The organism is Citrobacter sp. wls706 (assembly GCF_005281305.1).
GTDB lineage: Bacteria > Pseudomonadota > Gammaproteobacteria > Enterobacterales > Enterobacteriaceae > Citrobacter > Citrobacter werkmanii.
The window spans coordinates 173004-198658 of sequence record NZ_SZXG01000030.1; the positions used below are offsets into that span (position 1 = coordinate 173004).

Below are 25655 nucleotides of genomic sequence, written 5' to 3' on the forward strand. Positions count from 1 at the left end.
TATGAAGTACAAACAGCCTGTCTCGGTGTTGGTCGTGATTTATGCAAAGGACACCGGGAGAGTGCTGATGTTACAGCGACGCGACGATCCTGACTTCTGGCAGTCGGTCACCGGCAGCCTGGAAGAGGGTGAAACCGCGTCGCAGGCCGCCATGCGCGAAGTAAAGGAAGAGGTCGCCATTGATGTTGCGACTGAGCAACTGACCTTAATTGACTGTCAGCGCACGGTGGAGTTTGAGATTTTTCGCCATTTACGTCATCGCTATGCGCCGGGAATTGAGCGTAATACTGAATCCTGGTTTTGCCTGGCTCTTCCCTCAGAACGAGAGATCGTGTTCACCGAACATCTGACCTATCGTTGGGTTAATGCGGTTGAAGCCGCCCAGTTAACCAAGTCGTGGAGTAATCGGCAGGCGATTGAAGAATTTGTGATTAACGTCGCCTGAGAAGGCGCGCTTTTTGGAGATATTATTTATGGCAGGTCATAGTAAATGGGCCAACACCAGACATCGTAAAGCCGCTCAGGATGCTAAACGCGGTAAAATTTTTACCAAAATCATTCGCGAGCTGGTAACGGCGGCTAAACTGGGCGGTGGCGATCCGGATGCTAACCCGCGTCTGCGCGCGGCGGTGGATAAAGCGCTGTCCAACAACATGACCCGTGACACCCTGAACCGTGCCATCGCGCGTGGCGTGGGCGGTGATGAAGACTCGAACATGGAAACCATCATCTATGAAGGTTACGGTCCTGGCGGCACCGCCGTGATGATTGAATGCCTGTCTGACAACCGTAACCGTACCGTGGCTGAAGTGCGTCATGCGTTCAGCAAAACCGGCGGTAATCTGGGCACCGACGGCTCCGTGGCTTACCTGTTCAGCAAAAAAGGCGTGATCTCTTTTGAGAAAGGCGATGAAGACACCATCATGGAAGCAGCTCTGGAAGCTGGCGCGGAAGATGTTGTGACCTATGATGATGGCGCGATTGATGTTTACACTGCCTGGGAAGAGATGGGCAAAGTGCGTGACGCGCTGGAAGCGGCTGGCCTGAAAGCAGACAGCGCTGAAGTGACGATGATCCCATCCACTAAAGCGGACATGGATGCTGAAACGGCACCGAAACTGATGCGTCTGATCGATATGCTGGAAGACTGCGACGACGTACAGGAAGTTTACCACAACGGTGAAATCTCCGATGAGGTCGCTGCGACCTTAGAATGATGTGGTTAAGCCATAAAGTAACAGGAGATGCGTGATGTCTATTATTCTCGGCATTGACCCGGGGTCACGCATTACCGGTTATGGCGTAATCCGTCAGGTCGGCAGGCAACTGACCTACCTCGGCAGCGGCTGTATTCGCACCAAAGTCGACGATCTTCCGTCACGTTTGAAGCTAATTTATGCGGGCGTGACGGAGATCATCACCCAGTTCCAGCCGGACTATTTTGCCATTGAGCAGGTTTTTATGGCGAAGAATGCCGACTCGGCGCTAAAGCTGGGGCAGGCGCGCGGCGTGGCAATCGTTGCGGCGACCAATCAGGAACTTCCGGTCTTTGAATACGCGGCCCGCCAGGTAAAACAGACCGTGGTTGGTATCGGTAGTGCGGAAAAAAGCCAGGTACAGCACATGGTGCGTACGCTGCTGAAGCTGCCCGCCAACCCGCAGGCGGACGCCGCGGATGCGTTGGCGATTGCCATTACCCACTGCCATGTCAGTCAGAATGCCATGCAAATGAGCGAGTCGAGGCTGAATCTGGCGCGAGGTCGGTTACGTTAGTGACAAATGAGGCTGGATATCTATCCAGCCTTTTTTTATGATAGCGCATTACCTTTTAGCCCTTAACGCAGGAGCGTCACGTGATAGGCAGACTCAGAGGCATCATTCTTGAAAAACAACCCCCGCTGGTCCTTCTGGAAACCGGCGGCGTCGGCTATGAAGTGCATATGCCCATGACCTGTTTTTACGAGCTGCCGGAAGCCGGACAGGAAGCGATTATCTTCACCCATTTTGTAGTTCGTGAAGACGCGCAGTTGCTGTATGGCTTCAACAACAAGCAAGAACGCACGCTATTTAAAGAGTTAATTAAAACCAACGGCGTAGGCCCGAAGCTGGCACTGGCGATCCTTTCCGGTATGTCTGCCCAGCAGTTCGTGAATGCCGTTGAACGTGAAGAGCTTGGCGCGCTGGTGAAGCTACCTGGTATTGGAAAGAAAACTGCCGAGCGTTTGATTGTTGAAATGAAGGACCGCTTTAAAGGTCTGCATGGTGATCTCTTCACCCCGGCGGCAGATCTCGTCCTTACCTCTCCGGCAAGTCCGGCAACGGAGGACGCCGAGCAGGAAGCGGTTGCTGCGTTGGTGGCGTTAGGCTATAAACCACAGGAAGCCAGCCGCATGGTGAGCAAAATTGCCCGCCCTGATGCCAGCAGTGAAACCCTGATTCGTGAAGCGCTTCGCGCGGCATTGTGAGGTAAAGGATGATTGAAGCAGATCGCCTGATTTCGGCTGTCAGCACGACACCTGAAGACCTGGTGGATCGTGCGATCCGCCCTAAATTGCTGGAAGAGTATATTGGCCAGCCTCAGGTACGCTCGCAAATGGAGATTTTTATCCAGGCGGCTAAGCTGCGTGGTGATGCCCTCGATCACCTGCTGATTTTCGGCCCTCCTGGCCTCGGTAAAACCACGCTTGCCAATATTGTTGCCAATGAAATGGGCGTCAACCTGCGTACCACATCCGGACCGGTACTGGAGAAAGCGGGCGATCTGGCGGCTATGCTCACTAACCTTGAACCCCACGATGTGCTGTTTATCGATGAGATCCATCGCCTGTCACCGGTGGTGGAAGAGGTGCTGTATCCGGCGATGGAAGATTATCAGCTGGATATCATGATTGGCGAAGGGCCTGCTGCACGTTCAATTAAGATCGATCTGCCACCGTTTACCCTGATTGGGGCGACGACGCGCGCCGGGTCGTTAACGTCCCCGCTGCGTGATCGCTTTGGTATTGTGCAGCGCCTGGAGTTCTATCAGGTTGCCGATCTGCAGCACATTGTCGGACGTAGCGCCCGCTTCATGGGACTTGAAATGAGCGATGAAGGGGCGTTGGAAGTGGCGCGTCGCGCCCGCGGTACGCCGCGTATCGCCAACCGTTTATTACGCCGGGTACGTGATTTTGCCGAGGTGAAGCATGACGGCACCATTTCGGCGGATATCGCCGCTCAGGCGCTGGATATGCTCAACGTCGACGCGGAAGGCTTCGATTATATGGACCGCAAGCTGCTGCTGGCGGTGATCGATAAATTCTTCGGTGGACCGGTCGGCCTGGATAACCTGGCAGCGGCAATCGGGGAAGAACGTGAAACCATTGAGGATGTGCTGGAGCCGTATCTGATTCAGCAAGGTTTTCTGCAACGTACGCCGCGCGGAAGAATGGCAACGGTGCGCGCCTGGAACCATTTCGGGATCACGCCGCCAGAGATGCCTTAACGCCTGAAGTCGCTACATTCATCAGGCCTGGGCGATTTTGTAGGCCCGGTAAGCGCAATGCCACCGGGCAACACACGTTTAGCTTGCCTGCTTTTTCATCATACTGAAGATAAACAGCAGCGCGGCACACAGCACAACGGATGGCCCTGCTGGGGTATCATAAAAGGCTGAGAAGGTCAGACCCCCTGTAACCGCTATCATACCCACACCAACGGCGACGCCGGCCATCTGTTCCGGCGTACGGGCGAAACGACGGGCGGTTGCCGCAGGGATGATCAGCAGCGAGGTGATAATCAGCGCCCCGACAAACTTCATCGCCACACCGATAGTTAAAGCTGTAACCAGCATCAGCAGCAGCTTAACGCGTTGCAGCTTCACGCCATCAACAAAGGCCAGGTCCGGACTGATTGTCATTGACAGCAGGTTGCGCCACTGCCAGAACAGAATCGCCAGAACGATAACCACGCCAATAGCGATGGAGATGAGATCTTCTGGCGTCACGGCGAGTAAATCACCAAACAGGTAGGCCATCAGATCCACGCGGATGTTTGACATCAAGCTGACGACAACCAGCCCCAATGACAACGCGCTGTGCGCCATAATACCGAGCAAGGTATCGATCGCGAGGTGAGGGCGCTTCTCCAGCCATACCAGACCGGCCGCCAGCAGCAGGGTCACGGCAATGACGGCATAGAAAGGATTTACATTCAACAGCAGACCAAAAGCGACACCCAGCAGTGAGGCGTGGGCCAGCGTATCACCAAAATAAGACATGCGACGCCAGACGACGAACGAGCCGAGTGGGCCAGCGGCACAGGCCAGCATGATCCCGGCTAACCAACCGGGTAATAACAATTCAATCATGAGTGACCATTTCCCCGGCGTAAGACGATACGACCCTGTAAATCGTGGCGATGATTATGATTATGACGGTAAATTCCGAGTTGTTCGGCGCCGCGTTGCCCGAACATTGAGATGAATTCCGGGTGCATGGAAACCACTTCCGGCGCGCCGGAACAGCAAATATGATGGTTGAGGCACAGCACTTCATCGGTTTTAGCCATCACCAGATGCAGGTCATGGGAAACCATCAGTACGGCGCAATCCAGTTCGCGTCGTAACTGGTCGATAAGATCGTACAGTGCGACCTGACCATTGACATCCACACCCTGAGTTGGCTCATCAAGGACTAGTAGTTGAGGCTTATTCAATAAAGCCCGGGCCAACAGGACGCGTTGCGTTTCCCCGCCAGAGAGTTTTTGCATCGGTGCATTCATCAGATGCCCGGCCTGAACGCGCTTCAGCGCCGGAAGGATATCCTCTTTTTTGGTGCCTGGACGTAAGCGCAGAAAACGACTTACCGTCAGCGGAAGCGTGGTATCGAGGTATAGCTTTTGCGGCACATAGCCAATCCGCAATTGACCATTACGCTTGATAACTCCCTCATCAGCCGCTACCAGCCCTAAAACAACGCGCACCAGCGTAGACTTGCCGGCGCCATTCGGGCCGAGAAGCGTCAAAATTTTACCGGGTCGAAGTTCAAGCGATACGTCAGAAAGGACGCGGCGTTGACCATAAGAGACCGAGACATTTTCCAGTGAAACCAAAGTCGTCATATCAATTTTAGTCTTGCAGAAGTTATAGAATGTTATAATATCACATTTCTTACATTCATTACGATGATTGGTCGCATTATGTTACATAAAAATACGCTTCTTTTCGCAGCATTATCCGCTGCTCTTTGGGGTAGTGCAACACAGGTGGCAAATGCCGCTGTCGTGGCGTCTCTTAAGCCGCTGGGATTTATTGCTTCAGCCATTGCTGATGGGGTAACTGATACCCAGGTTCTGCTGCCTGACGGGGCTTCCGAACACGATTACTCACTCCGTCCTTCAGACGTAAAACGCTTACAGGGCGCGGACTTAGTCGTGTGGATTGGACCTGAGATGGAAGCGTTTATGGAAAAGTCAGTCAAGAATATTCCTAACGCGAAACAGGTAACGATTGCGCAGCTTAATGACGTGAAACCGTTACTCATGAAAGGTGCTGACGACGACGATGACGATCATGGACACAATGATGCTGGTGGTGAAAAAAGTGACGAGCATCACCATCATGGCGATTACAACATGCATCTTTGGCTCTCCCCAGAGATAGCGCGGGCCTCAGCGGTTGCAATCCATGAAAAATTAGTGGAACTTATGCCGCAAAGTCGAGCCAAACTTGACGCCAACCTGAAGGATTTTGAGGCACAATTAGCCGCAACCGATAAGCAGGTAGGTAACGAGCTCGCGCCGCTCAAGGGTAAAGGTTATTTCGTTTTTCATGACGCCTATGGCTACTACGAGAAACACTACGGACTAACGCCGCTTGGTCACTTTACCGTGAACCCTGAGATTCAACCTGGTGCGCAGCGTTTACATGAAATAAGAACACAGTTGGTTGAGCAAAAAGCAACCTGCGTTTTTGCTGAGCCACAGTTCAGGCCAGCGGTCGTTGAAGCCGTCGCGAGAGGGACAACCGTTCGAATGGGAACGTTGGATCCGCTCGGAACGAATATCAAACTGGGTAAAACAAGCTATTCAGCGTTTTTGAACCAATTAGCCAACCAGTATGCGAGCTGCCTGAAAGGAGATTAATGAGGAAGTGAATACGTGCAACAGATAGCCCGCTCTGTCGCTCTGGCATTTAATAATCTGCCTCGACCCCATCGCGTTATGCTGGGGTCGCTTACTGTACTGACATTGGCCGTCGCTGTGTGGCGGCCCTATGTTTACCACCCCGATTCTGCACCCATCGTCAAAACTATCGAGCTGGAAAAAAGCGAGATTCGTTCACTGTTGCCTGAGGCCAGCGAACCTATCGATCAGGCCGCTCAGGAAGATGAAGCTATCCCCCAGGATGAACTGGATGACAAAACGTCTGGTGAGGCCGGTGTGCATGAGTATGTCGTCTCTACGGGCGATACGCTGAGCAGTATTCTGAATCAGTACGGCATCGATATGGGTGACATCAGCCAGCTTGCTGCTTCCGATAAAGAGTTGCGTAACCTGAAAATTGGTCAGCAACTTTCCTGGACGCTAAGTGCGGAAGGTGACCTGCAACGCCTGACCTGGGAAGTCTCTCGTCGCGAAACCCGTACTTACGATCGCACCGCGACGGGTTTCAAAATGAGTAGCGAAATGCAGCAGGGCGACTGGGTTAACAGCCGTATCAAAGGCATAGTCGGTGGGAGCTTCGTCGCCAGTGCTAAAGATGCCGGGCTGACCAGCTCTGAAATCAGTGCGGTGATCAAGGCCATGCAGTGGCAGATGGATTTCCGCAAACTGAAAAAAGGCGATGAGTTCTCGGTGCTGATGTCTCGCGAAATGCTCGACGGCAAACGTGAGCAAAGCCAGCTGTTGGGTGTGCGTTTGCGTTCTGAAGGCAAAGATTATTACGCCATCCGTGCTGAAGACGGTAAGTTCTATGACCGTAATGGTACCGGACTGGCGAAAGGCTTTATGCGTTTCCCAACGGCGAAACAGTTCCGCATCTCCTCGAACTTTAACCCGCGTCGCCTGAACCCGGTAACGGGACGCGTGGCACCGCATAAAGGTGTCGACTTTGCGATGCCGCAGGGCACGCCAGTGCTGTCGGTAGGTGATGGTGAAGTTGTTGTCGCGAAGCGCAGCGGCGCCGCTGGCTATTATGTTGCGGTACGTCATGGTCGCACCTACACCACACGTTATATGCACTTGCGTAAGCTGTTGGTTAAGCCAGGACAAAAAGTGAAACGTGGCGACCGTATCGCGCTGTCAGGCAATACCGGACGCTCAACGGGTCCGCACCTGCATTACGAAGTGTGGATCAACCAGCAGGCTGTTAACCCACTGACGGCGAAACTGCCGCGTACAGAAGGGTTGACTGGCTCAGATCGCACTGATTACCTGGCACAGGTGAAAGAAGTTGTTCCTCAGCTGCGTTTCGATTAATTAGCACACTGACAGAGCCGGTACGCGATGCGTGCCGGCTTTTTTATTTTGTACGGCGCACGGTGCGCCGCTACACTATCAGCAGATTTACTTTTCGCGATACCAGACACTGGAAGAGCATGGAAACGAAAAAAAAGAATATTGAGTATATCCCTGAGTTTCACAAATCATTTCGCCATCCGCGCTACTGGGGCGCCTGGCTTGGCGTGGCGGCGATAGCCGGGATTGCGTTAACGCCAGCATCATTCCGCGATCCTGTTCTGGCGAAGCTCGGACGGCTCGCCGGAAGACTGGGAAAAAGCTCACGTCGCAGAGCATTAATCAATTTGTCTCTCTGCTTTCCTGAGCGTAGTGAAGCCGAGTGCGATGCTATTGTCGATGAAATGTTCGCGACCGCGCCTCAGGCGATGGTCATGATGGCGGAACTGGCGATACGCGGCCCGGAGAAAATTCAGAGTCGGGTTGACTGGCAAGGCCTGGATATCATCGAAGAGATGCGTCGCAACGATGAAAAGGTGATTTTTCTCGTTCCTCATGGCTGGGGGGTGGACATCCCGGCGATGTTGATGGCCTCTCAGGGGCAGAAAATGGCGGCGATGTTCCACAACCAGGGAAACCCGGTATTCGATTACGTATGGAACACAGTGCGCCGTCGTTTCGGTGGTCGCCTGCATGCGCGTAACGACGGTATCAAACCATTTATTCAGTCTGTACGTCAGGGATATTGGGGATACTATCTGCCGGATCAGGACCATGGTCCTGAACACAGCGAGTTTGTGGACTTTTTTGCTACCTATAAAGCAACGTTACCGGCGATTGGCCGTCTGATGAAGGTGTGCCATGCGCGCGTGGTGCCTCTGTTCCCGGTATATGATGGTAAAACGCACCGCCTGACGATCCAGGTACGTCCTCCGATGGATGACATTCTGACTGCGGATGATCACACCATTGCCAGACGAATGAACGAAGAGGTGGAAATTTTTGTTGCGCCACACCTTGAGCAATACACCTGGATTTTAAAGCTGCTTAAGACGCGTAAACCCGGTGAAATTGAGCCATATAAACGCAAAGATCTCTATCCGAAGAAATAAAAAAAAGCCTCTCAAACGAGAGGCTTTTTTACATCAAACGCTGGCGTTATTCGACAGTCAGAATACGCGTAGTGTTGGTGGAGCCAATGGTGCTCATGACATCGCCCTGGGTCACAATCACCAGATCACCGGAGACCAGATAACCTTTATCGCGCAGCAGGTTCACCGCTTGATTGGCGGCAACCACGCCATCAGTTTCGCTGTCAAAGTGAACCGGGGTGACACCGCGATACAGAGAGGTCAGATTCAGCGTACGCTCATGACGAGACATCGCGAAAATCGGCAGACCAGAACTGATACGAGAGGTCATCAGCGCGGTACGACCAGACTCAGTCATCGCGATGATAGCGGTTACCCCTTTCAGGTGGTTAGCGGCATACATCGCTGACATAGCAATCGCTTCTTCGACGTTGTCAAACTGCACGTCAAGACGGTGTTTGGAGACATTGATGCTCGGGATCTTCTCGGCACCCAGGCATACGCGAGCCATTGCCGCGACGGTTTCTGCCGGGTACTGGCCTGCTGCCGTTTCTGCAGAGAGCATAACGGCATCGGTACCGTCCAGAACGGCGTTAGCCACGTCCATCACTTCCGCACGGGTCGGCATTGGGTTGGTAATCATCGACTCCATCATCTGTGTGGCGGTAATGACCGCACGGTTCAGCTGACGCGCGCGACGAATCAACGCTTTTTGAATACCTACCAGCTCAGGATCGCCGATTTCAACGCCCAGGTCGCCACGCGCCACCATCACCACGTCAGAAGCCAGGATGATGTCATCCATCGCATTCTGGTCGCAGACAGCTTCCGCACGTTCTACCTTGGCGACAATTTTCGCGTCGCAGCCAGCGTCGCGCGCCAGACGGCGGGCATAGTTCAGATCTTCGCCGCAGCGAGGGAAGGAGACTGCCAGGTAGTCAACGCTGATTTGCGCTGCAGTGACGATGTCAGCTTTATCTTTTTCGGTCAGGGCTTCAGCAGAAAGACCGCCGCCCAGTTTGTTGATGCCTTTATTGTTGGACAGCGGGCCACCGACGGTGACTTCGGTGAAGACTTTCATACCCTGAACTTCCAGCACCTTAAGCTGTACGCGGCCGTCGTCAAGTAGCAGGATATCGCCTGGCACAACGTCAGCAGGCAGACCTTTATAATCGATCCCGACTTTTTCTTTGTCGCCTTCGCCTTTGCCGAGGTTGGCATCTAACAGGAACTTGTCGCCAACATTAAGAAAAACTTTACCTTCTTTAAAGGTTGATACGCGGATTTTAGGTCCCTGCAGGTCACCCAAAATAGCTACATGACGTCCCAGTTTTGCGGCAATTTCACGGACCTTATCCGCCCGCATTTTGTGATCTTCTGGAGAGCCGTGCGAAAAGTTCATACGTACGACGTTCGCACCCGCAGCGATAATTTTTTCGAGGTTGTTATCGCGATCAGTTGCCGGGCCTAACGTGGTAACGATTTTGGTTCTGCGAAGCCTTCTGGACATGTAATACTCCGTTGACTGAAACAACTAGGTGTTGCGTGAACATTAATCCGGCCGTTCTCAAACATTGACGGTAAATGAACGACCCGGATGATAAAAGGGTAGAACATTGTTATTGCTTTTAGCGATCATCACTCTTGATGAGTAATTCTTTATCAAAACGCGATTCCTTGAGTGCTTCCTTGACACGCTTCAAGTTATCTCTAAATTTTGCCCCGCGGCGCAAAGTAAATCCTGTAGCCAGCACATCTATCACGGTCAGTTGAGCAAGTCGAGAGACCATGGGCATATAAATGTCAGTATCTTCCGGTACGTCGAGGGTAATGGCCAGCGTTGCTTCACGCGCCAGCGGCGTACCGGGAGAGGTCAAGGCGATAACCATCGCGTCGTTTTCCCTCGCCAACTGCGCCAGTTCAACCAGACTCTTGGTTCTTCCGGTATGCGAAATCAACACAATAACGTCGTCGTCGCTACAATTCATGCAACTCATGCGCTGCAGTACAATATCGTCGGAATAGATCACCGGTACGTTAAAACGAAAAAATTTGTTCATCGCGTCGTGCGCTACTGCGGCGGAAGACCCAAGGCCAAAAAAGGCAATTTTCTTTGCTTGGGTTAACAAATCCACCGCTCTGTTTACCGCGGTGTTATCCAGAGACTGGCGTACGTGGTCAAGACTTGCCATCGCCGACTCGAAGATTTTTCCCGTGTATGATTCTACGCTGTCATCCTCATCCACATTACGATTAACATATGGGGTGCCATTTGCCAGACTTTGCGCCAGATGCAGTTTAAAATCAGGAAAGCCGCGCGTATCCATACTGCGACAGAATCGGTTCACCGTTGGCTCGCTAACATTGGCTTCCAGCGCAAGCGCGGCGATGCTTGAATGGATTGCCCGGTCGGGTGAGGCAAGAATAATGTCAGCGACTTTACGTTCTGACTTGCTCAAATGTTCCAGTTTTAACTGGATTTTTTCCAGCATATTCATGATGTAGGTCGACTCATGGCTCATGGGAAAAAGCGATTTCAGCGATACGGGGAAATCGGGAGATACATTTGTTAGATATTACCCCTGCTAAGGAAGGAACGGGGCAAAATGGACAGAATAGTTGTTGTTTTTTTTCATTACATGATCGGAGTCTGGTTTTCTTACTTCTTCATAGGTACGAAAAAAAGCGACTTTTTTATCCATTTTGCAGAGGTAAACGCCAATCAAACGCCTGTTCGCGGTAACAGCACGGCTGGATAAGCGTTTACGGTTTCCGGATTCACGTAAAAGCAGTACAGTGCACTGTAATAAAATTACAACCAGTGTCTGGCAAAAGCACCAGACACTTAATTGAGGAGAATGACATGGCGGTAACGCAAACAGCCCAGGCATGTGACCTGGTCATTTTCGGCGCGAAGGGTGACCTGGCGCGGCGGAAATTGCTGCCTTCCCTGTATCAACTGGAAAAGGCCGGCCAGATTAACCCGGAAACCCGTATTATCGGGGTAGGGCGTGCCGACTGGGACAAGGCAGCCTATACCAAGGTTGTGCGCGAAGCGCTCGAAACCTTCATGAAAGAAAAAATTGATGAAGGTTTGTGGGAGACCCTCAGCGGTCGTCTGGAATTTTGTAATCTGGACGTCAATGATACCGCCGCATTTAGCCGTCTGGGTGAAATGCTGGATCAGAAATCACGTACCACTATTAACTATTTCGCGATGCCGCCAAGCACTTTTGGCGCAATCTGCAAAGGTTTGGGTGAAGCAAAGCTGAATGCTAAACCTGCCCGCGTCGTGATGGAAAAACCGTTAGGAACATCACTGGCAACATCCCGCGAGATCAACGATCAGGTCGGCGAATATTTCGAAGAGTGTCAGGTTTATCGTATCGACCACTATCTCGGCAAAGAGACGGTGTTGAACCTGCTGGCACTGCGCTTTGCCAACTCCCTGTTTGTAAACAACTGGGATAACCGCACGATCGATCACGTTGAAATTACCGTCGCGGAAGAAGTGGGTATTGAAGGTCGCTGGGGCTATTTTGACCAGGCCGGTCAAATGCGCGACATGATCCAAAACCACCTACTGCAGATCTTGTGCATGATTGCGATGTCTCCGCCGTCGGACCTGAGCGCCGACAGCATCCGCGATGAAAAAGTGAAGGTACTGAAATCACTGCGTCGCATCGATCGCTCGAACGTGCGTGAAAAAACGGTTCGCGGTCAGTACACCGCGGGTTTTGCCCAGGGCAAAAAAGTCCCGGGATATCTGGAAGAAGAGGGCGCGAACAAGAGCAGCAATACAGAAACGTTTGTGGCGATCCGTGTGGATATCGATAACTGGCGCTGGGCGGGCGTTCCGTTCTACCTGCGTACCGGTAAACGTTTACCGACGAAGTGCTCTGAAGTCGTGGTCTACTTCAAAACGCCTGAGCTGAATCTGTTCAGAGAGTCCTGGCAGGATCTGCCGCAGAACAAGCTGACTATTCGTTTGCAGCCTGATGAAGGTGTTGATATCCAGGTGCTGAACAAAGTGCCGGGTCTGGATCACAAGCATAACCTGCAAATTACTAAGCTTGATCTGAGCTATTCCGAAACTTTCAACCAGACGCACCTGGCTGACGCCTATGAGCGTCTGCTGCTTGAAACGATGCGCGGTATTCAGGCACTGTTTGTGCGTCGTGATGAAGTTGAAGAAGCCTGGAAGTGGGTCGACTCAATTACCGAAGCATGGGCAATGGACAACGATGCGCCGAAGCCGTATCAGGCAGGGACCTGGGGACCGGTTGCCTCTGTGGCAATGATCACCCGTGATGGCCGTTCCTGGAACGAATTCGAGTAAAATATCATCTAGCCCATAGTGGTTATTTTACCGGTAACATGATCTAACACAGATTGCAGAATAATTTTTGCACTTTTAAGCCTCGCGTGGATTCACCCGCGGGGCTTTTTTTATTACACTGCCTGAAACGATTTTGCCCCTGAGCTACGGCAAACAAGCGATTCAGCACTTTTAATCTGACTGATAAGCATTGTTAATCCTACCGCTCTGACAGATAAATTTTAGGAGCCTCTATGAATCCGAATTTGTTACGCGTAACACAGCGTATCGTCGAACGTTCTCGCGACACACGTTCTGCCTATCTCGCCCGTATTGAACAAGCTAAATCGACCACCGTTCATCGTTCGCAACTGGCATGCGGTAACCTGGCGCATGGCTTTGCCGCGTGTCAGCCGGACGACAAGGCATCGCTGAAAAGCATGCTGCGTAACAATATCGCGATCATTACCTCCTACAACGACATGCTTTCCGCGCATCAACCGTATGAACATTATCCGGCGATCATTCGCAAAGCACTGCATGAAGCCAATGCGGTAGGTCAGGTTGCCGGTGGTGTGCCGGCCATGTGTGACGGTGTTACCCAGGGACAGGATGGGATGGAACTTTCGCTGCTGAGTCGTGAAGTGATTGCGATGTCAGCCGCTGTAGGTCTCTCTCACAATATGTTCGATGGCGCACTGTTCCTCGGCGTGTGCGATAAAATTGTCCCGGGCCTGGTAATGGCGGCGCTGTCATTCGGTCACCTGCCGTCAATCTTCATTCCTTCCGGCCCGATGGCGAGTGGCCTGGCGAACAAAGAAAAAGTGCGTATTCGTCAACTCTATGCGGAAGGCAAAGTTGATCGCATGGCGCTGCTTGAGTCCGAGGCGGCGTCCTATCACGCACCGGGTACCTGTACGTTCTACGGCACGGCGAATACTAACCAGATGGTCGTGGAGTTCATGGGGATGCAACTGCCAGGTTCTTCATTCGTCCATCCGGATGCGCCGCTGCGTGAAGCGTTGACCGCTGCTGCAGCCCGTCAGGTTACGCGTCTTACCGGGAACGGCAATGAATGGATGCCGATCGGTAAAATGATCGATGAAAAAGTGGTGGTGAACGGAATTGTGGCGCTGCTGGCGACCGGGGGCTCAACTAACCATACGATGCATCTGGTGGCCATGGCGCGTGCGGCCGGGATTCTGATTAACTGGGATGACTTCTCCGATCTGTCCGATATCGTGCCGCTGATGGCGCGTTTGTACCCGAACGGTCCGGCGGATATTAACCATTTCCAGGCGGCGGGCGGCGTACCGGTTCTAATGCGTGAGCTGCTGAACGCGGGTTTGCTGCACGAAGATGTGAATACCGTTGCCGGATTCGGTTTATCGCGTTACACCATGGAGCCGTGGCTCAACAACGGTGAACTGGACTGGCGCGAAGGGGCGGCGAAATCGCTGGACAGCAACGTGATTGCCTCTTTTGACCAACCTTTCTCCCACCACGGCGGTACCAAAGTGCTGAGCGGTAACCTCGGGCGTGCAGTGATGAAAACGTCGGCAGTACCGGTCGAAAATCAGGTTATAGAAGCCCCGGCAGTTGTTTTTGAAAGTCAGCACGATGTGTTACCGGCCTTTGATGCGGGTCTGCTTGACCGCGATTGCGTAGTTGTTGTGCGTCATCAGGGGCCAAAAGCGAACGGAATGCCAGAATTACATAAACTCATGCCGCCACTTGGTGTATTATTGGACCGTTGTTTCAAAATTGCGTTAGTTACCGATGGACGACTTTCAGGTGCTTCAGGTAAAGTGCCTTCAGCAATCCATGTAACCCCAGAAGCCTATGATGGCGGTCTGCTGGCAAAAGTACGTGATGGCGACATCATTCGTGTGAATGGACAGACAGGTGAATTGACGCTGCTGGTTGACGAAGAAGAACTTGCTTCACGTCAGCCTCACATTCCAGACCTTAGCGTATCGCGCGTGGGTACTGGACGTGAAATGTTCAGCGCGTTGCGTGAGAAGCTGTCCGGAGCGGAGCAGGGCGCAACCTGTATCACTTTTTAAGACTTATTTTGTAATCAGGCGAGAGAAAACTCTGATGAAAAACTGGAAGACAAGTGCAGAAGCAATCCTGACCACTGGCCCGGTTGTACCGGTTATTGTGGTTAATAAACTGGAACATGCGGTGCCGATGGCAAAAGCGCTGGTTGCAGGTGGCGTGCGCGTTCTGGAAGTGACCTTACGTACCGCATGTGCGATGGATGCCATTCGCGCGATCGCGAAAGAAGTTCCGGACGCCATCGTCGGCGCAGGTACTGTACTGAATCCGCAACAACTGGCTGAAGTCACTGAAGCCGGTGCGCAGTTTGCTATCAGCCCGGGTCTGACCGAGCCGCTGTTAAAAGCCGCAACGGAAGGGACTATTCCGCTGATCCCAGGTATCAGCACCGTTTCTGAACTGATGTTGGGTATGGACTACGGATTAAAAGAGTTCAAATTCTTCCCGGCAGAAGCGAACGGCGGTACTAAAGCGCTGCAGGCGATTGCGGGTCCGTTCTCTCAGGTGCGTTTCTGCCCAACCGGTGGTATCTCCCCGGCGAACTACCGTGACTACCTGGCGCTGAAAAGCGTGCTGTGCATCGGGGGTTCCTGGCTGGTTCCAGCAGATGCGCTGGAAGCTGGTGATTACGATCGCATTACTAAACTGGCGCGTGAAGCAGTAGAAGGCGCGAAGCAGTAAGCCGTTAATGCGTATACCGTAGGCCGGATAAGGCGCGTCAACGCCTTATCCGGCCTACGGATCTGGTTTTTATCCTGTAACTTTCACCTGTGCGGCGGCATTTTTCGCACGTTCAACCGCCTCTTCAATGGTCTGCGCTGTAGCCAGTACCACGCCTAAACGACGACTCCCGTCGATCTCCGGCTTACCAAAGAATCGTACTTGCAGACCAGCGCCCACGGCGGCCTGTACGTTATCAAACGACACATTCTGGCTGGTAAGTTGCGGCAGAATAACGGCGGAAGCGGAAGGCCCGTACTGACGGATTTCGCCAACGGGCAGACCGAGAAATGCGCGAACGTGCAGGGCAAACTCAGACAGGTCCTGCGATATTAAGGTCACCATTCCGGTATCGTGTGGGCGAGGGGAGACTTCGCTAAAAATCACCTCATCACCGCAGACAAATAGCTCCACGCCAAACAGACCGTAGCCACCTAACGCCAGCACGACTTTACGGGCAATATCCTGCGCGCGCGCCAGCGCCAGGTCGCTCATCTGCTGAGGCTGCCAGGATTCACGATAATCGCCATCTTCCTGACGATGCCCTACTGGCGCGCAAAAGTGCACGCCATCAACGGCGCTAACGGTAAGCAGGGTAATTTCAAAATCAAAATCTACCACGCCTTCGACGATAACACGCCCGGCGCCTGCCCGGCCTCCCTGTAGAGCATAGTTCCAGGCTTCGGTGAGTCGATCGGCTGAACGAATAAAGCTTTGCCCCTTACCTGAGGAACTCATTACTGGCTTCACGATGCAAGGAAAGCCTATTTCGGCGACGGCCTCGCGAAAGCGAGTTTCGCTGTCTGCAAAGCGGAAAGAAGAGGTTGGTAAAGACAGCTCCTCTGCGGCGAGGCGACGGATCCCTTCGCGGTTCATGGTCAGTTGGGTCGCTCGTGCGCACGGCACAACGTGTTGCCCTTCCTGTTCCAGTTTTACCAGCATATCCGTGGCAATCGCCTCTATTTCCGGCACGATATAATGTGGCTTTTCGCGCCCGACAACCTCGCGCAATGCTTCGCCATCCAGCATGTTGATAACGTATGAGCGATGGGCAACGTGCATGGCTGGCGCGTCGGGGTAACGATCCACTGCAATGACTTCCACACCCAGGCGTTGGCATTCGATCGCCACTTCTTTACCCAGTTCACCTGAGCCTAATAACATCACTCGCGTTGCTGCGGGACGCAGCGCTGTGCCTAATAACGTCATAAATTAATCCCCTGTTTTATCTGGGCGTAGTATATACGAAAACGTTTGCGTCTGTCTTTATTACCAGGTTGATTTTGGGGTTCAAAAAGAATATACTGTACATAAATACAGGTAATTTAAGAGGCTGCAAAAATGGCGGTTGAAGTTAAATACGTAGTCATTCGGGAAGGTGAGGAAAAAATGTCGTTTACCAGCAAAAAGGAAGCCGATGCGTATGACAAAATGCTTGATACAGCGGATTTGCTCGACACATGGCTGGAGCAGTCACCGGTAGCGCTTGAAGACGAGCAGCGTGAAGCGCTTTCCCTGTGGCTGGCTGAGCAAAAAGATGTGCTGAGCGCCATCCTGAAAAACGGCAAACTGCCTTCTCCGCAGGTCGTTGAAAATGACGCACACGCTGAGGATGATACCCAGGCTGCCTGAAACAACTTGCGCTCCTGACGTTTTGTACCATGCTTTTCCCTGAATCATTGTGCAATCCCTGACGTTCTTTCGCGTTGCTACATGCAACCGGAAGGACGAAGGGGAGATAAAGGAGAAAAGAATGTATAAAAAAAGAGCGTTGTTAAGCCTGCTGTTGTTATCTGCCAGCGTATCTGTACTTGCGGCAAATATGGAAAGCAAAAATGTTCAGTTTCCCAAGTGTGAAGGGCTGAATGCTGATGGTATTGCGGCGAGCGTGAAACGTGATTATCAGCAAAATCGCATCGCGCGCTGGGCTGACGATCAAAAGCGTGTTGGGCAAGCCGATCCTGTTGCCTGGGTTAATACCCCCGATATTACGGGCAAAGATGGCAAGTGGTCGGTCCCGCTGACGGTCCGTGGGAAAAGTGCGGATATTCACTATCAGGTAAAAGTAGACTGCAAAGCCGGAACGGCGGAGTATCAACCGCAGTAACGAGCGTATTTGCACATCTTTTGATGAGCTGAACACTTCCTGACATCCCCTCGGGTACGCTTTGACGATTATTCGTCTGTACTTGAGGGGCAAAATGGCTAACTGGCTGAACCAACTACAATCTCTTCTTGGGCAAAAAGGATCCTCCGCATCATCTTCCGCCGAGCAAGGGCTGAGTAAACTTCTGGTCCCTGGCGCGTTAGGCGGTCTGGCGGGATTACTGGTTGCCAACAAATCCTCACGTAAGTTACTGAGTAAATATGGCACCAGCGCGCTTCTGATGGGTGGCGGTGCAGTTGCCGGAACCGTGCTGTGGAACAAATACAAAGATAAAGTTCGCGCCGCGCATCAGGATGAGCCGCAGTTCGGCGTACAAAGCTCGCCGCTGGATGAGCGAACTGAACGCCTGATCCTGGCGCTGGTTTTTGCGGCTAAAAGCGATGGTCATATTGATGCTAAAGAGCGTACCGCCATTGAACAGCAGCTTCGTGAGGCGGGTGTTGAAGAACAAGGCCGCGTTCTGATTGAGCGGGCGATTGAACAACCGCTGGATCCTCAGCGCCTGGCGCAAGGGATCCGCAACGAAGAAGAGGCGCTGGAAATATACTTCCTGAGCTGTGCGGCGATTGATATCGACCACTTTATGGAGCGCAGCTATCTGAATGCGCTGGGTGACGCGTTGAAGATCCCACTGGATGTTCGTGACGGCATTGAACAGGATCTCAAGGCGCAAAAACAGGCTTTACCGGGTTAATTACTTATCGCTAAGGTGCATGTTTCGCTTGCATCATCGCTGTCTTTTGCCACCCTTATAGGATGTTTAAGCAAAAGAACAATGACATGCTACCAAAAGCTTCTCGTATTCCCCACGCCATGACGCAGCATGGCGATACACGTGTTGATAATTATTACTGGCTGCGAGACGACACCCGCTCGCAGCCGGACGTGCTCGAATACCTGCAACAGGAAAATGCGTATGGCCATCAGGTTATGGCTTCGCAGCAGGCTTTGCAGGAGCGTGTTCTGAAAGAAATTATCGACCGTATTCCCCCACAGGATGCATCCGCTCCCTATGTGAAAAATGGTTATCGTTACCGCCATATTTATGAACCGGGATGTGAATATGCCATTTATCAGCGCCAGTCGGTTCTCAGCGAAGAGTGGGATGAATGGAATACTCTGCTGGACGGCAACCAGCGCGCAGCCCACAGTGAATTTTATACGCTGGGAGGGCTGGCGATATCACCCGATAATAGCATTATGGCGCTGGCCGAAGATTACCTCTCTCGTCGGCAATATGGCGTTCGCTTTCGCAACCTGGAAAGCGGCAACTGGTATCCGGAAGTACTGGATAACGTTGAAGCGGATCTGGTCTGGGCGAATGATTCCCAGACCTTCTATTACGTTCGCAAACACGCCACGACGTTACTGCCGTACCAGGTCTGGCGGCATACCGTTGGATCTCCCTCGTCACTGGACGAATTGGTGTACGAAGAAGCCGATGACATGTTTTATGTCAGTCTGCATAAAACCACCTCGTTACATTATGTGGTGATCCATATCGCCAGCGCGACGACCAGCGAGGTTCTGCTGTTGGATGCAGAACTGGCCGACGCCGAACCTTTGCTTTTTTTAGCGCGGCGTAAAGACCACGAGTACAGCCTCGATCACTATCAGCACAAGTTTTATCTGCGTTCTAATCGTGAAGGTAAAAACTTTGGTCTGTACCGCACGCGCGTACGCAATGAACAAGCGTGGGAGGTGCTGATCCCGCCGCGCGAGAACGTCATGCTGGAGGGGTTTACCCTGTTTACCGACTGGCTGGTGGTGGAAGAACGCCAGCAGGGTTTAACCAGTCTGCGTCAGATCAATCGCAAAACGCGCGAAGTGATCGGTATCGCCTTTGACGATCCGGCGTATGTGACCTGGCTTGCCTATAACCCGGAACCGGAGACATCGCGCCTGCGCTATGGCTATTCCTCCATGACCACGCCGGACACGTTGTTTGAACTCGATATGGACACCGGGGAGCGTCGCGTGCTTAAGCAGACGGAGGTCCCCGGATTTGATGCGGCGAATTACCGCAGCGAACATGTCTGGATCACCGCCCGTGATGGTACCGAGGTTCCGGTCTCGCTGGTTTATCATCAAAAGTATTTCCTGAAAGGGAAAAATCCTCTACTGGTTTACGGCTATGGCTCGTATGGTGCCAGCATGGATGCTGATTTCAGTAGCAGCCGTTTAAGCTTATTGGATCGCGGCTTTGTTTACGCCATTGCCCATGTGCGTGGCGGCGGTGAATTGGGTCAGCAATGGTACGAAGACGGTAAGTTTCTGCACAAGAAAAATACCTTCAATGATTACCTCGATGTCTGCGATGCGCTGCTAAGAATGGGTTATGGTGCGCCATCGTTATGCTACGGCATGGGGGGAAGCGCCGGAGGAATGTTAATGGGCGTAGCCATTAATGAACGCCCGGACTTGTTCCATGGCGTGATTGCCCAGGTGCCGTTTGTCGACGTGGTGACCACGATGCTGGATGAGTCAATTCCCCTGACCACCGGTGAATTTGAGGAATGGGGTAATCCGCAGGATCCGCAGTACTATGCGTATATGAAAAGCTACAGCCCCTATGACAACGTCACCGCGCAGGATTATCCACATCTGCTGGTCACGACAGGATTACACGACTCCCAGGTGCAATACTGGGAACCGGCAAAGTGGGTGGCAAAATTGCGTGAGTTAAAAACGGATGATCGCTTGCTGTTACTGTGCACGGATATGGATTCCGGGCACGGCGGCAAGTCCGGACGTTTTAAATCTTACGAAGGCGTGGCCCTTGAGTACGCATTTTTGATTGGGCTGGCACAGGGAACGCTGCCTGGAAAGTCTTCAGATCAGGCGTTATCCAGATAGTGCTTCAGCGTTAATCGCAGCTCCGGGCTCATACTGTCGAGATTATTAAATAACCAACGCAGATAGCCCGGATCGCGTTCAGCCACCTCTGATACCGGTTTTCCACGGTACTTACCAAATGTGAAGGTCGTGAGTAACGCGGGGCGACCGGTAATGTCGACCATCTGCTCTGCAGTCCAGCCTGAAGTTTGCATGATGTCGATCAGCAAAGCCGCAGTGATGTAGCAGTCGTACAGAGCACGGTGATGATGCAGGCCTGCGGGCGTCTGAACGCTCAGCTTACGTGATTTATACAGCGCCATATTGCTGTATTTGATTCCAGGCCACAATCGACGGGAGAGCTTCATGGTGCAGATCCACTCACCGGGCATCTCTGGCAATACGCGGCGGTCGAAGCTTGCGTTGTGCGCCACGTACCACTCGCTACCGTAATAGTGCGGAATGATATCTTCAATCCATGGCTTATCGGCCACCATTGCTTCAGTAATGCGATGAATAGCCATCGCCTGGGGACTAATAGGGCGGTCAGGACGCACCAGATGGCTCATTGGGTTAACTATCTTTCCATCAACCACATCGACAGAAGCAATCTCAACAATGCCTCCCTGCAGACCACAGGTTTCTGTATCTATTATGCGCAACATGCCATGCTCCCGACCAAAACGACTAGCGTAATGGAATGATATCACCTTGCCAACCCCGTGGCGTGCGTTGACCGGTTAAGAGCAAAGAACCGCTGTCGGCGCGGACAATCAATTGGCCTCGCTCGTCCCATAACGCACTACTCCCGCGCGCATTGGCCATTAATACTGCGATGGCGAATTTATGCGAGAAACGTTGTAGACGAGATGTGGAGGAGAGCAATTCAGGTTCGCTGACGGACTGGCTACTGGTAAACAGCGAAAAATTCGGGTCGATATCGATACCTTCCGGCTGACTATCCACAACGCTGATGGTATTGCGCTGTCTGGCAATACAGGCCCCGTGGCTCTGATGAAACGTTAATGGTGAGGTCATCCAGGGAGAGAAAAGCGCAATGCCTTTCACAAAACGATTGTTATGCTCTACCGGCAATCCCGCGATAATGGTCATGCGGTAAGTCGCTGCGGCATGCGCCAGCGGTTCCAGCAACGCTTCATCAGGTGGCGCTGGGAGGGAGTCATTCTCATCAACGCAGCCCAACAAGGAGAGGGCGGGGAAGACCAGCAATTCACATTGGCATTGTGCGGCTGCCTGAATGAATTGCAGGTGATGGGCAACGTTTTCGGTCACTGACGTGTGAAGGGGTTCGTATTGTGCTGCTGCGATTTTCCAGTGTGACATAATGATTTCCTTTTCATAGTGTCTACAACCATCTTTAAAGTATAGATTAAGAATATACTTATACTGTAGCAGGCATCATGTAAGGAATCGTAACGTAATATAAGTTTTATTTAACTTTCGGCTCGTACGGTAAACGTGAAAGGGAGACGGATGCCAGGCGATGTGCGATGAGTCTTTCACGAAACCAGTCGCGTAAATGTTCGGGCTGTTCACGTTCAACCACTTCGGCAACGATCGGCATATTGTAGCGTTCTTTAAATGCGACACCCGCCGCGGCCAGGTCAACATTGACCTTATCCATTTCGGCTTGCTCAAGTTTGGCCAGATTGATGTTCATAGGCTGCTCCTTTTCTCTGTCTTCCGGCGCGCAAAGTTACTAAGAGCGCGCATTAATGGCAAGACAGAATTGATGATTCTCGACTCGATCATTGTAGAAGGTTATTCTCTATAGATTAGACATAACAAAAAGGAATAGTTGAAATGGCTTCATCTGCATCTTCGCTACGTAATACTATCATCGTACTCGCCAGCCTCCTCGCAACACCCGCTGCATTGGCGCATGCTCACCTGACAAAACAAAGCCCGGCGGCGAATGCGGAAGTCACCGCTTCTCCCCAGGCGCTGACGCTGAATTTTTCTGAGGGTGTCGAACCCGCTTTCAGTGGCGCAACGCTGACAGGTCCACAAAAGGAATCAATCAAGACGGGCAAAGCGACCCGCAGCGATCAGGACAAAACGCAACTGATTATTCCGCTCGATCAAACGCTGGAGGCCGGAAAATATACGGTGGACTGGCACGTTGTATCCGTGGATGGTCACAAGACAAAGGGACAATATACCTTTAGCATGAAATAACCGATGCTGGCATTTACCTGGGTTGCCCTGCGATTTATTCATTTTACCGCGTTGATGCTGGTGTTTGGTTGTGCGCTTTACGGCGCGTGGCTGGCTCCCGTTTCAGTTCGCCGTTTAATGATGCGTCGTTTTTTACGTCTGCAACGCCATGCCGCTACGTGGAGTTTTATCAGCGCGACGCTAATGCTGGCGATCCAGGGGGGCTTAATGGGCTCAGGCTGGCGGGATGTCGTCTCGACAGACGTTTGGGGCGCCGTTCTGCAGACGCAATTTGGCGGCGTCTGGTTATGGCAGATTATCCTCGCAATGGTCACTCTGGTAGTGACCATCGTTGTGCCGCGCAGCATGTCGCGACTGCTGTTAATGATGACGATTGCCCAATTTATTCTGCTGGCAGGTGTTGGACATGCAACGCTGCATACTGGCGTCCCTGGGGCCATCCAACAGGTTAACCATGCCTTGCATCTGATATGTGCCGCAGCCTGGTTTGGTGGCTTGCTGCCCGTACTTTACTGTATGAGAATGGCGCAGGGTCGCTGGCGGGAACAAGCGATCTCTACAATGATGCGTTTCTCCCGCTATGGGCATCTTTTTGTTGCCGGGGTTTTACTTACCGGGATTATGAATGCCCTGTTTATTGTCGGTGTTTCCGGCTCCTGGCATATGGCTTATGGGCAACTCCTTTTGTTAAAAGGTGCCCTTGTTATGCTAATGGTGGCGATTGCCCTGGCGAATCGGTATGTTCTGGTACCACGCATGCAGGATAATGACTGTATGACGCTCTATTTCATTTGGATGACAAAACTGGAATGGGGAATAGGGGCCGTAGTGCTGGCGATTGTCAGCCTGTTTGCAACCCTCGAACCTTTTTGATTGATGGACTGGCAAAACGCATGAAAAAAATCATTCTCTCTTTACTACTACTGGCAAGTTCAGGGGCCGCGCTGGCAGCGCCACAGGTCATCACCGTCAGCCGTTTTGAGGTTGGCAAAGATAAGTGGGCGTTTAATCGGGAAGAGGTGATGCTGACCTGCCGTGCAGGTAACGCGTTGTATGTCATCAATCCCAGCACGCTGGTGCAATATCCATTGAATGATGTTGCCAGAAAACAGGTTGAGAGCGGCAAAACCACGGCGAAGCCGATTGAGATTATCCAGATTGATGACCCGACGAAACCTGGCGAAAAAATGAGTCTGGCACCGTTTGTGGAGCGCGCAGAAAAGCTCTGTTAATTGTCAGATGTAGCGTTATGATTTCCAATAAAAAAACCGCAGGATCTCACAGAAGAACTTGCGGTTTTTGCATTTGGTCGTGTGACGAACTGCCTTTTTTTCCGGCCACTTTAGCCGCGGACTGGAAAACCTGGCGCTGTCATCTATTCTTAAATGGCAGGGTAACTTAGCCTGCATTAATGCCAACTTTTAGCGCACGGCTCTCTCCCAAGAGCCATTTCCCTGGACCGAATACAGGAATCGTATTCGGTCTCTTTTTATGTGGTGAATGCCATGCCATCCAGGGCCAAACACTGCGTATCACAGGCTACATTCTGCGTAAACCATACCATACTCCGCCCCTTGATCGTCCAGGATTTTTTGCAGCCATTGCTAAAATTATAACCAGGTCTCAATGTGCTCAGGAGGTTGCATGGCACAGCCTGACAATATCTACCAACGAATCGAAGGTTCTCACTGGCGTCACGTCTGGGTCGTGGGGGATCTCCACGGTTGCTTCTCTTTATTAATGGCGAGATTGCGCCAGTGCCAGTTTGATCCCCGGCAAGATCTGCTGGTTTCAGTGGGTGATGTTATTGACCGTGGGCCTGACAGTCTGCGTTGCCTGCGCCTGCTGCGCAAAAGCTGGATTGTGGCAGTCAGGGGCAATCATGAGCAGATGGCGTTGGATGCACTGGCGACGGGGGAGCAACTTTTGTGGTTTATGAACGGCGGCGCGTGGTTTGCTCACGCGGATCAGTCTGCGGCAAGATTAGCACTGAAAGCGTGTCGAAAGTTACCCTGGATTCTGGAACTACGCTGCCGGAGTGGCATACACGTTGTTGCTCATGCGGATTACCCGGATGATGATTACCAGTGGCAAAAAGAGGTCGATTTACAGCGGGTGCTGTGGGATCGTACGCGGTTGATGAACAAAGGTAACGGCATACGTGGCGCGGATCACTTTTGGTTTGGTCATACGCCACTGCGGCATCGGTTGGATCGTGACAATCTGCACTATATTGATACCGGTGCGGTATTTGGCGGCGAATTAATGCTGGTGCAATTGCAATAATCAGAAATCGCTGTATTCCTGGGCTGGACGCCAGAAGCTGTCGATGTAATCGTCCGCAGGCAAACATCCGCCGTTACGAATGCGCTGATCGTCCATCGATACAAGGCATTGCTGCTCAGTTTTGTAGACATCAACCACGATATCTTCACAACCGCCGTCAAGGTAGCACACAAAAAGAACCAGCGTGAACATTTCATCCTCAAAGGGTAAAGCCATACCTGTAGTGTAGAAGATGTTGATAGATGAGGGAAATTAACCAAGAAATAACCCGTCTGGCGACGGGTTCTTTTTGAATCAGGCAAGGCGCATGATCCAGGCATCTGACTTACGATCGTAGTGCTCGCGGAACAGAACAGAGTGTTCTCCATTCAGAAGGGCCGGGACGCTGGTGTCGGCATCCCAGGCGTCCAGTTGCATACATAAATCCGGATCGGATTTACATGGAATGGTTAACGTTCGGTCCCCCGGCGATTCGCCATGCAACTCGGCGTCGTCGATCTCAAAAGCGCCAATGCGCACACTGGTTTTCATCATCGTGCTC

At 52.2% G+C, this 25655-nt stretch carries 29 protein-coding genes; 19 read left to right on the forward strand and 10 right to left on the reverse strand.

From position 1 onward, the window contains the following. Position 1 precedes the first annotated feature (1 nt). From nudB to ruvB, 5 genes are all read left to right on the forward strand, one after another. On the forward strand, positions 2 to 445 hold the full coding sequence (nudB, locus tag FDW92_RS08715; protein ID WP_042307807.1) for a dihydroneopterin triphosphate diphosphatase: 444 nt from the start codon (positions 2 to 4) through the stop codon (positions 443 to 445). A gap of 28 nt (positions 446 to 473) precedes the next feature. Further along, positions 474 to 1217: a YebC/PmpR family DNA-binding transcriptional regulator gene (locus tag FDW92_RS08720; protein ID WP_006684137.1), complete on the forward strand. Its 744-nt coding sequence runs from the start codon at positions 474 to 476 to the stop codon at positions 1215 to 1217. 34 nt (positions 1218 to 1251) lie between these two features. Further along, on the forward strand, positions 1252 to 1773 hold the full coding sequence (gene ruvC / locus FDW92_RS08725) for a crossover junction endodeoxyribonuclease RuvC (RefSeq protein ID WP_042307809.1): 522 nt from the start codon (positions 1252 to 1254) through the stop codon (positions 1771 to 1773). An 80-nt stretch (positions 1774 to 1853) separates the two neighbouring features. Next, positions 1854 to 2465: a Holliday junction branch migration protein RuvA gene (gene ruvA, locus FDW92_RS08730; RefSeq protein WP_038641428.1), complete on the forward strand. Its 612-nt coding sequence runs from the start codon at positions 1854 to 1856 to the stop codon at positions 2463 to 2465. 8 nt (positions 2466 to 2473) lie between these two features. Further along, on the forward strand, positions 2474 to 3484 hold the full coding sequence (ruvB, locus tag FDW92_RS08735; RefSeq protein ID WP_005120696.1) for a Holliday junction branch migration DNA helicase RuvB: 1011 nt from the start codon (positions 2474 to 2476) through the stop codon (positions 3482 to 3484). Positions 3485 to 3562: 78 nt separating this feature from the next. Here the strand turns inward: ruvB and znuB are convergent, their stop codons facing one another. Both znuB and znuC read right to left on the reverse strand, forming a co-directional pair. Continuing rightward, on the reverse strand, positions 3563 to 4348 hold the full coding sequence (gene znuB, locus FDW92_RS08740; RefSeq protein ID WP_042307812.1) for a zinc ABC transporter permease subunit ZnuB: 786 nt from the start codon (positions 4346 to 4348) through the stop codon (positions 3563 to 3565). After that, positions 4345 to 5100, reverse strand: a complete 756-nt coding sequence (gene znuC / locus FDW92_RS08745) for a zinc ABC transporter ATP-binding protein ZnuC (RefSeq protein ID WP_006684140.1) — start codon at positions 5098 to 5100, stop codon at positions 4345 to 4347. The genes znuB and znuC overlap by 4 nt, the downstream gene beginning before the upstream one ends. 78 nt (positions 5101 to 5178) lie before the next feature. Here znuC and znuA point away from each other — a divergent pair, with 78 nt between their 5' ends. The 3 genes from znuA (at position 5179) to lpxM (ending at position 8549) form a co-directional block, all read left to right on the forward strand. Continuing rightward, positions 5179 to 6123 (forward strand): zinc ABC transporter substrate-binding protein ZnuA, encoded by a 945-nt coding sequence (znuA, locus tag FDW92_RS08750; RefSeq protein WP_042307999.1) that lies wholly within the window; start codon positions 5179 to 5181, stop codon positions 6121 to 6123. A gap of 15 nt (positions 6124 to 6138) precedes the next feature. Further along, on the forward strand, positions 6139 to 7458 hold the full coding sequence (gene mepM, locus FDW92_RS08755) for a murein DD-endopeptidase MepM (protein ID WP_137400604.1): 1320 nt from the start codon (positions 6139 to 6141) through the stop codon (positions 7456 to 7458). Positions 7459 to 7577: 119 nt separating this feature from the next. Beyond that, positions 7578 to 8549, forward strand: coding sequence for a lauroyl-Kdo(2)-lipid IV(A) myristoyltransferase (lpxM, locus tag FDW92_RS08760; RefSeq protein WP_042307815.1), 972 nt, complete (start codon positions 7578 to 7580; stop codon positions 8547 to 8549). Between the two features lie 46 nt (positions 8550 to 8595). Here the strand turns inward: lpxM and pyk are convergent, their stop codons facing one another. Both pyk and FDW92_RS08770 read right to left on the reverse strand, forming a co-directional pair. After that, positions 8596 to 10038, reverse strand: coding sequence for a pyruvate kinase (gene pyk, locus FDW92_RS08765; RefSeq protein ID WP_042307816.1), 1443 nt, complete (start codon positions 10036 to 10038; stop codon positions 8596 to 8598). Between the two features lie 118 nt (positions 10039 to 10156). After that, the gene (locus tag FDW92_RS08770) at positions 10157 to 11026 is read right to left on the reverse strand and encodes a MurR/RpiR family transcriptional regulator (protein WP_042308002.1); all 870 of its coding nucleotides are present in this window, start codon (positions 11024 to 11026) and stop codon (positions 10157 to 10159) included. A gap of 365 nt (positions 11027 to 11391) precedes the next feature. On the opposite strand from FDW92_RS08770, the gene zwf reads away from it, so the two are divergent. From zwf to kdgA, 3 genes are all read left to right on the forward strand, one after another. Beyond that, positions 11392 to 12867 carry a glucose-6-phosphate dehydrogenase gene (gene zwf / locus FDW92_RS08775; protein WP_003034896.1) on the forward strand — a complete coding sequence of 492 codons (1476 nt, stop codon included), beginning with the start codon at positions 11392 to 11394 and terminating at the stop codon, positions 12865 to 12867. Between the two features lie 233 nt (positions 12868 to 13100). After that, positions 13101 to 14912, forward strand: coding sequence for a phosphogluconate dehydratase (edd, locus tag FDW92_RS08780; protein WP_042307818.1), 1812 nt, complete (start codon positions 13101 to 13103; stop codon positions 14910 to 14912). Between the two features lie 34 nt (positions 14913 to 14946). Next, positions 14947 to 15588, forward strand: coding sequence for a bifunctional 4-hydroxy-2-oxoglutarate aldolase/2-dehydro-3-deoxy-phosphogluconate aldolase (kdgA, locus tag FDW92_RS08785; RefSeq protein ID WP_003034901.1), 642 nt, complete (start codon positions 14947 to 14949; stop codon positions 15586 to 15588). A 69-nt stretch (positions 15589 to 15657) separates the two neighbouring features. On the opposite strand, the gene purT is transcribed toward kdgA, so the two are convergent. Further along, on the reverse strand, positions 15658 to 16836 hold the full coding sequence (gene purT, locus FDW92_RS08790) for a formate-dependent phosphoribosylglycinamide formyltransferase (RefSeq protein ID WP_042307820.1): 1179 nt from the start codon (positions 16834 to 16836) through the stop codon (positions 15658 to 15660). A gap of 132 nt (positions 16837 to 16968) precedes the next feature. Between purT and yebG the strand changes: the two genes are divergently transcribed. From yebG to ptrB, 4 genes are all read left to right on the forward strand, one after another. Further along, positions 16969 to 17259 (forward strand): DNA damage-inducible protein YebG, encoded by a 291-nt coding sequence (gene yebG / locus FDW92_RS08795; RefSeq protein ID WP_042307822.1) that lies wholly within the window; start codon positions 16969 to 16971, stop codon positions 17257 to 17259. A 121-nt stretch (positions 17260 to 17380) separates the two neighbouring features. Next, positions 17381 to 17734, forward strand: coding sequence for a protein YebF (gene yebF / locus FDW92_RS08800; protein ID WP_042307823.1), 354 nt, complete (start codon positions 17381 to 17383; stop codon positions 17732 to 17734). A gap of 94 nt (positions 17735 to 17828) precedes the next feature. Beyond that, positions 17829 to 18488, forward strand: coding sequence for a tellurite resistance TerB family protein (locus tag FDW92_RS08805; RefSeq protein ID WP_042307825.1), 660 nt, complete (start codon positions 17829 to 17831; stop codon positions 18486 to 18488). 86 nt (positions 18489 to 18574) lie between these two features. Then, positions 18575 to 20650, forward strand: coding sequence for an oligopeptidase B (ptrB, locus tag FDW92_RS08810; RefSeq protein ID WP_170976157.1), 2076 nt, complete (start codon positions 18575 to 18577; stop codon positions 20648 to 20650). Here ptrB and exoX read toward each other — a convergent pair. From exoX to FDW92_RS08825, 3 genes are all read right to left on the reverse strand, one after another. Next, complete coding sequence (gene exoX, locus FDW92_RS08815; protein WP_042307829.1) at positions 20632 to 21294, reverse strand: exodeoxyribonuclease X; 663 nt, start codon at positions 21292 to 21294, stop codon at positions 20632 to 20634. The two genes, ptrB and exoX, sit on opposite strands and share 19 nt — an antisense overlap. Positions 21295 to 21316: 22 nt before the next feature. Next, positions 21317 to 21973 (reverse strand): carbon-nitrogen hydrolase family protein, encoded by a 657-nt coding sequence (locus FDW92_RS08820; protein WP_042307831.1) that lies wholly within the window; start codon positions 21971 to 21973, stop codon positions 21317 to 21319. Positions 21974 to 22079: 106 nt separating this feature from the next. Then, entirely contained in the window at positions 22080 to 22310 is a 231-nt protein-coding gene (locus FDW92_RS08825) for a DNA polymerase III subunit theta (protein ID WP_038641397.1), read from the reverse strand. Positions 22311 to 22453: 143 nt separating this feature from the next. Between FDW92_RS08825 and yobA the strand changes: the two genes are divergently transcribed. The 4 genes from yobA (at position 22454) to pphA (ending at position 25114) form a co-directional block, all read left to right on the forward strand. After that, positions 22454 to 22828, forward strand: a complete 375-nt coding sequence (gene yobA, locus FDW92_RS08830) for a CopC domain-containing protein YobA (protein WP_042307832.1) — start codon at positions 22454 to 22456, stop codon at positions 22826 to 22828. Between the two features lie 3 nt (positions 22829 to 22831). Next, positions 22832 to 23701, forward strand: a complete 870-nt coding sequence (gene copD, locus FDW92_RS08835) for a copper homeostasis membrane protein CopD (protein WP_042307833.1) — start codon at positions 22832 to 22834, stop codon at positions 23699 to 23701. A 20-nt stretch (positions 23702 to 23721) separates the two neighbouring features. Continuing rightward, entirely contained in the window at positions 23722 to 24060 is a 339-nt protein-coding gene (locus FDW92_RS08840) for a YebY family protein (RefSeq protein ID WP_042307834.1), read from the forward strand. Between the two features lie 412 nt (positions 24061 to 24472). Further along, entirely contained in the window at positions 24473 to 25114 is a 642-nt protein-coding gene (pphA, locus tag FDW92_RS08845) for a protein-serine/threonine phosphatase (protein ID WP_042307835.1), read from the forward strand. Here the strand turns inward: pphA and FDW92_RS08850 are convergent, their stop codons facing one another. Further along, positions 25115 to 25306, reverse strand: a complete 192-nt coding sequence (locus FDW92_RS08850) for a YebW family protein (RefSeq protein WP_032939629.1) — start codon at positions 25304 to 25306, stop codon at positions 25115 to 25117. 102 nt (positions 25307 to 25408) lie between these two features. Next, positions 25409 to 25645 carry a YebV family protein gene (locus FDW92_RS08855; RefSeq protein ID WP_029139506.1) on the reverse strand — a complete coding sequence of 79 codons (237 nt, stop codon included), beginning with the start codon at positions 25643 to 25645 and terminating at the stop codon, positions 25409 to 25411. Positions 25646 to 25655: the final 10 nt, after the last annotated feature.

Bases quoted from the DNA above. Each gene is read 5' to 3' on its own strand.
- kdgA (WP_003034901.1), top strand. From the start codon at position 14,947: ATGAAAAACTGGAAGACAAGTGCAGAAGCAATCCTGACCACTGGCCCG.
- FDW92_RS08825 (WP_038641397.1), bottom strand. From the start codon at position 22,310: ATGAACATCAATCTGGCCAAACTTGAGCAAGCCGAAATGGATAAGGTC.
- FDW92_RS08805 (WP_042307825.1), top strand. From the start codon at position 17,829: ATGGCTAACTGGCTGAACCAACTACAATCTCTTCTTGGGCAAAAAGGA.
- FDW92_RS08840 (WP_042307834.1), top strand. From the start codon at position 23,722: ATGAAAAAAATCATTCTCTCTTTACTACTACTGGCAAGTTCAGGGGCC.
- purT (WP_042307820.1), bottom strand. From the start codon at position 16,836: ATGACGTTATTAGGCACAGCGCTGCGTCCCGCAGCAACGCGAGTGATG.
- edd (WP_042307818.1), top strand. From the start codon at position 13,101: ATGAATCCGAATTTGTTACGCGTAACACAGCGTATCGTCGAACGTTCT.
- FDW92_RS08770 (WP_042308002.1), bottom strand. From the start codon at position 11,026: ATGAATATGCTGGAAAAAATCCAGTTAAAACTGGAACATTTGAGCAAG.
- nudB (WP_042307807.1), top strand. From the start codon at position 2: ATGAAGTACAAACAGCCTGTCTCGGTGTTGGTCGTGATTTATGCAAAG.
- FDW92_RS08850 (WP_032939629.1), bottom strand. From the start codon at position 25,306: ATGTTCACGCTGGTTCTTTTTGTGTGCTACCTTGACGGCGGTTGTGAA.
- exoX (WP_042307829.1), bottom strand. From the start codon at position 21,294: ATGTTGCGCATAATAGATACAGAAACCTGTGGTCTGCAGGGAGGCATT.
- znuB (WP_042307812.1), bottom strand. From the start codon at position 4,348: ATGATTGAATTGTTATTACCCGGTTGGTTAGCCGGGATCATGCTGGCC.
- FDW92_RS08855 (WP_029139506.1), bottom strand. From the start codon at position 25,645: ATGAAAACCAGTGTGCGCATTGGCGCTTTTGAGATCGACGACGCCGAG.
- lpxM (WP_042307815.1), top strand. From the start codon at position 7,578: ATGGAAACGAAAAAAAAGAATATTGAGTATATCCCTGAGTTTCACAAA.
- copD (WP_042307833.1), top strand. From the start codon at position 22,832: ATGCTGGCATTTACCTGGGTTGCCCTGCGATTTATTCATTTTACCGCG.
- znuA (WP_042307999.1), top strand. From the start codon at position 5,179: ATGTTACATAAAAATACGCTTCTTTTCGCAGCATTATCCGCTGCTCTT.
- yebG (WP_042307822.1), top strand. From the start codon at position 16,969: ATGGCGGTTGAAGTTAAATACGTAGTCATTCGGGAAGGTGAGGAAAAA.
- FDW92_RS08720 (WP_006684137.1), top strand. From the start codon at position 474: ATGGCAGGTCATAGTAAATGGGCCAACACCAGACATCGTAAAGCCGCT.
- zwf (WP_003034896.1), top strand. From the start codon at position 11,392: ATGGCGGTAACGCAAACAGCCCAGGCATGTGACCTGGTCATTTTCGGC.
- ruvC (WP_042307809.1), top strand. From the start codon at position 1,252: ATGTCTATTATTCTCGGCATTGACCCGGGGTCACGCATTACCGGTTAT.
- yebF (WP_042307823.1), top strand. From the start codon at position 17,381: ATGTATAAAAAAAGAGCGTTGTTAAGCCTGCTGTTGTTATCTGCCAGC.
- pphA (WP_042307835.1), top strand. From the start codon at position 24,473: ATGGCACAGCCTGACAATATCTACCAACGAATCGAAGGTTCTCACTGG.
- pyk (WP_042307816.1), bottom strand. From the start codon at position 10,038: ATGTCCAGAAGGCTTCGCAGAACCAAAATCGTTACCACGTTAGGCCCG.
- znuC (WP_006684140.1), bottom strand. From the start codon at position 5,100: ATGACGACTTTGGTTTCACTGGAAAATGTCTCGGTCTCTTATGGTCAA.
- ruvB (WP_005120696.1), top strand. From the start codon at position 2,474: ATGATTGAAGCAGATCGCCTGATTTCGGCTGTCAGCACGACACCTGAA.
- yobA (WP_042307832.1), top strand. From the start codon at position 22,454: ATGGCTTCATCTGCATCTTCGCTACGTAATACTATCATCGTACTCGCC.
- ptrB (WP_170976157.1), top strand. From the start codon at position 18,575: ATGCTACCAAAAGCTTCTCGTATTCCCCACGCCATGACGCAGCATGGC.
- FDW92_RS08820 (WP_042307831.1), bottom strand. From the start codon at position 21,973: ATGTCACACTGGAAAATCGCAGCAGCACAATACGAACCCCTTCACACG.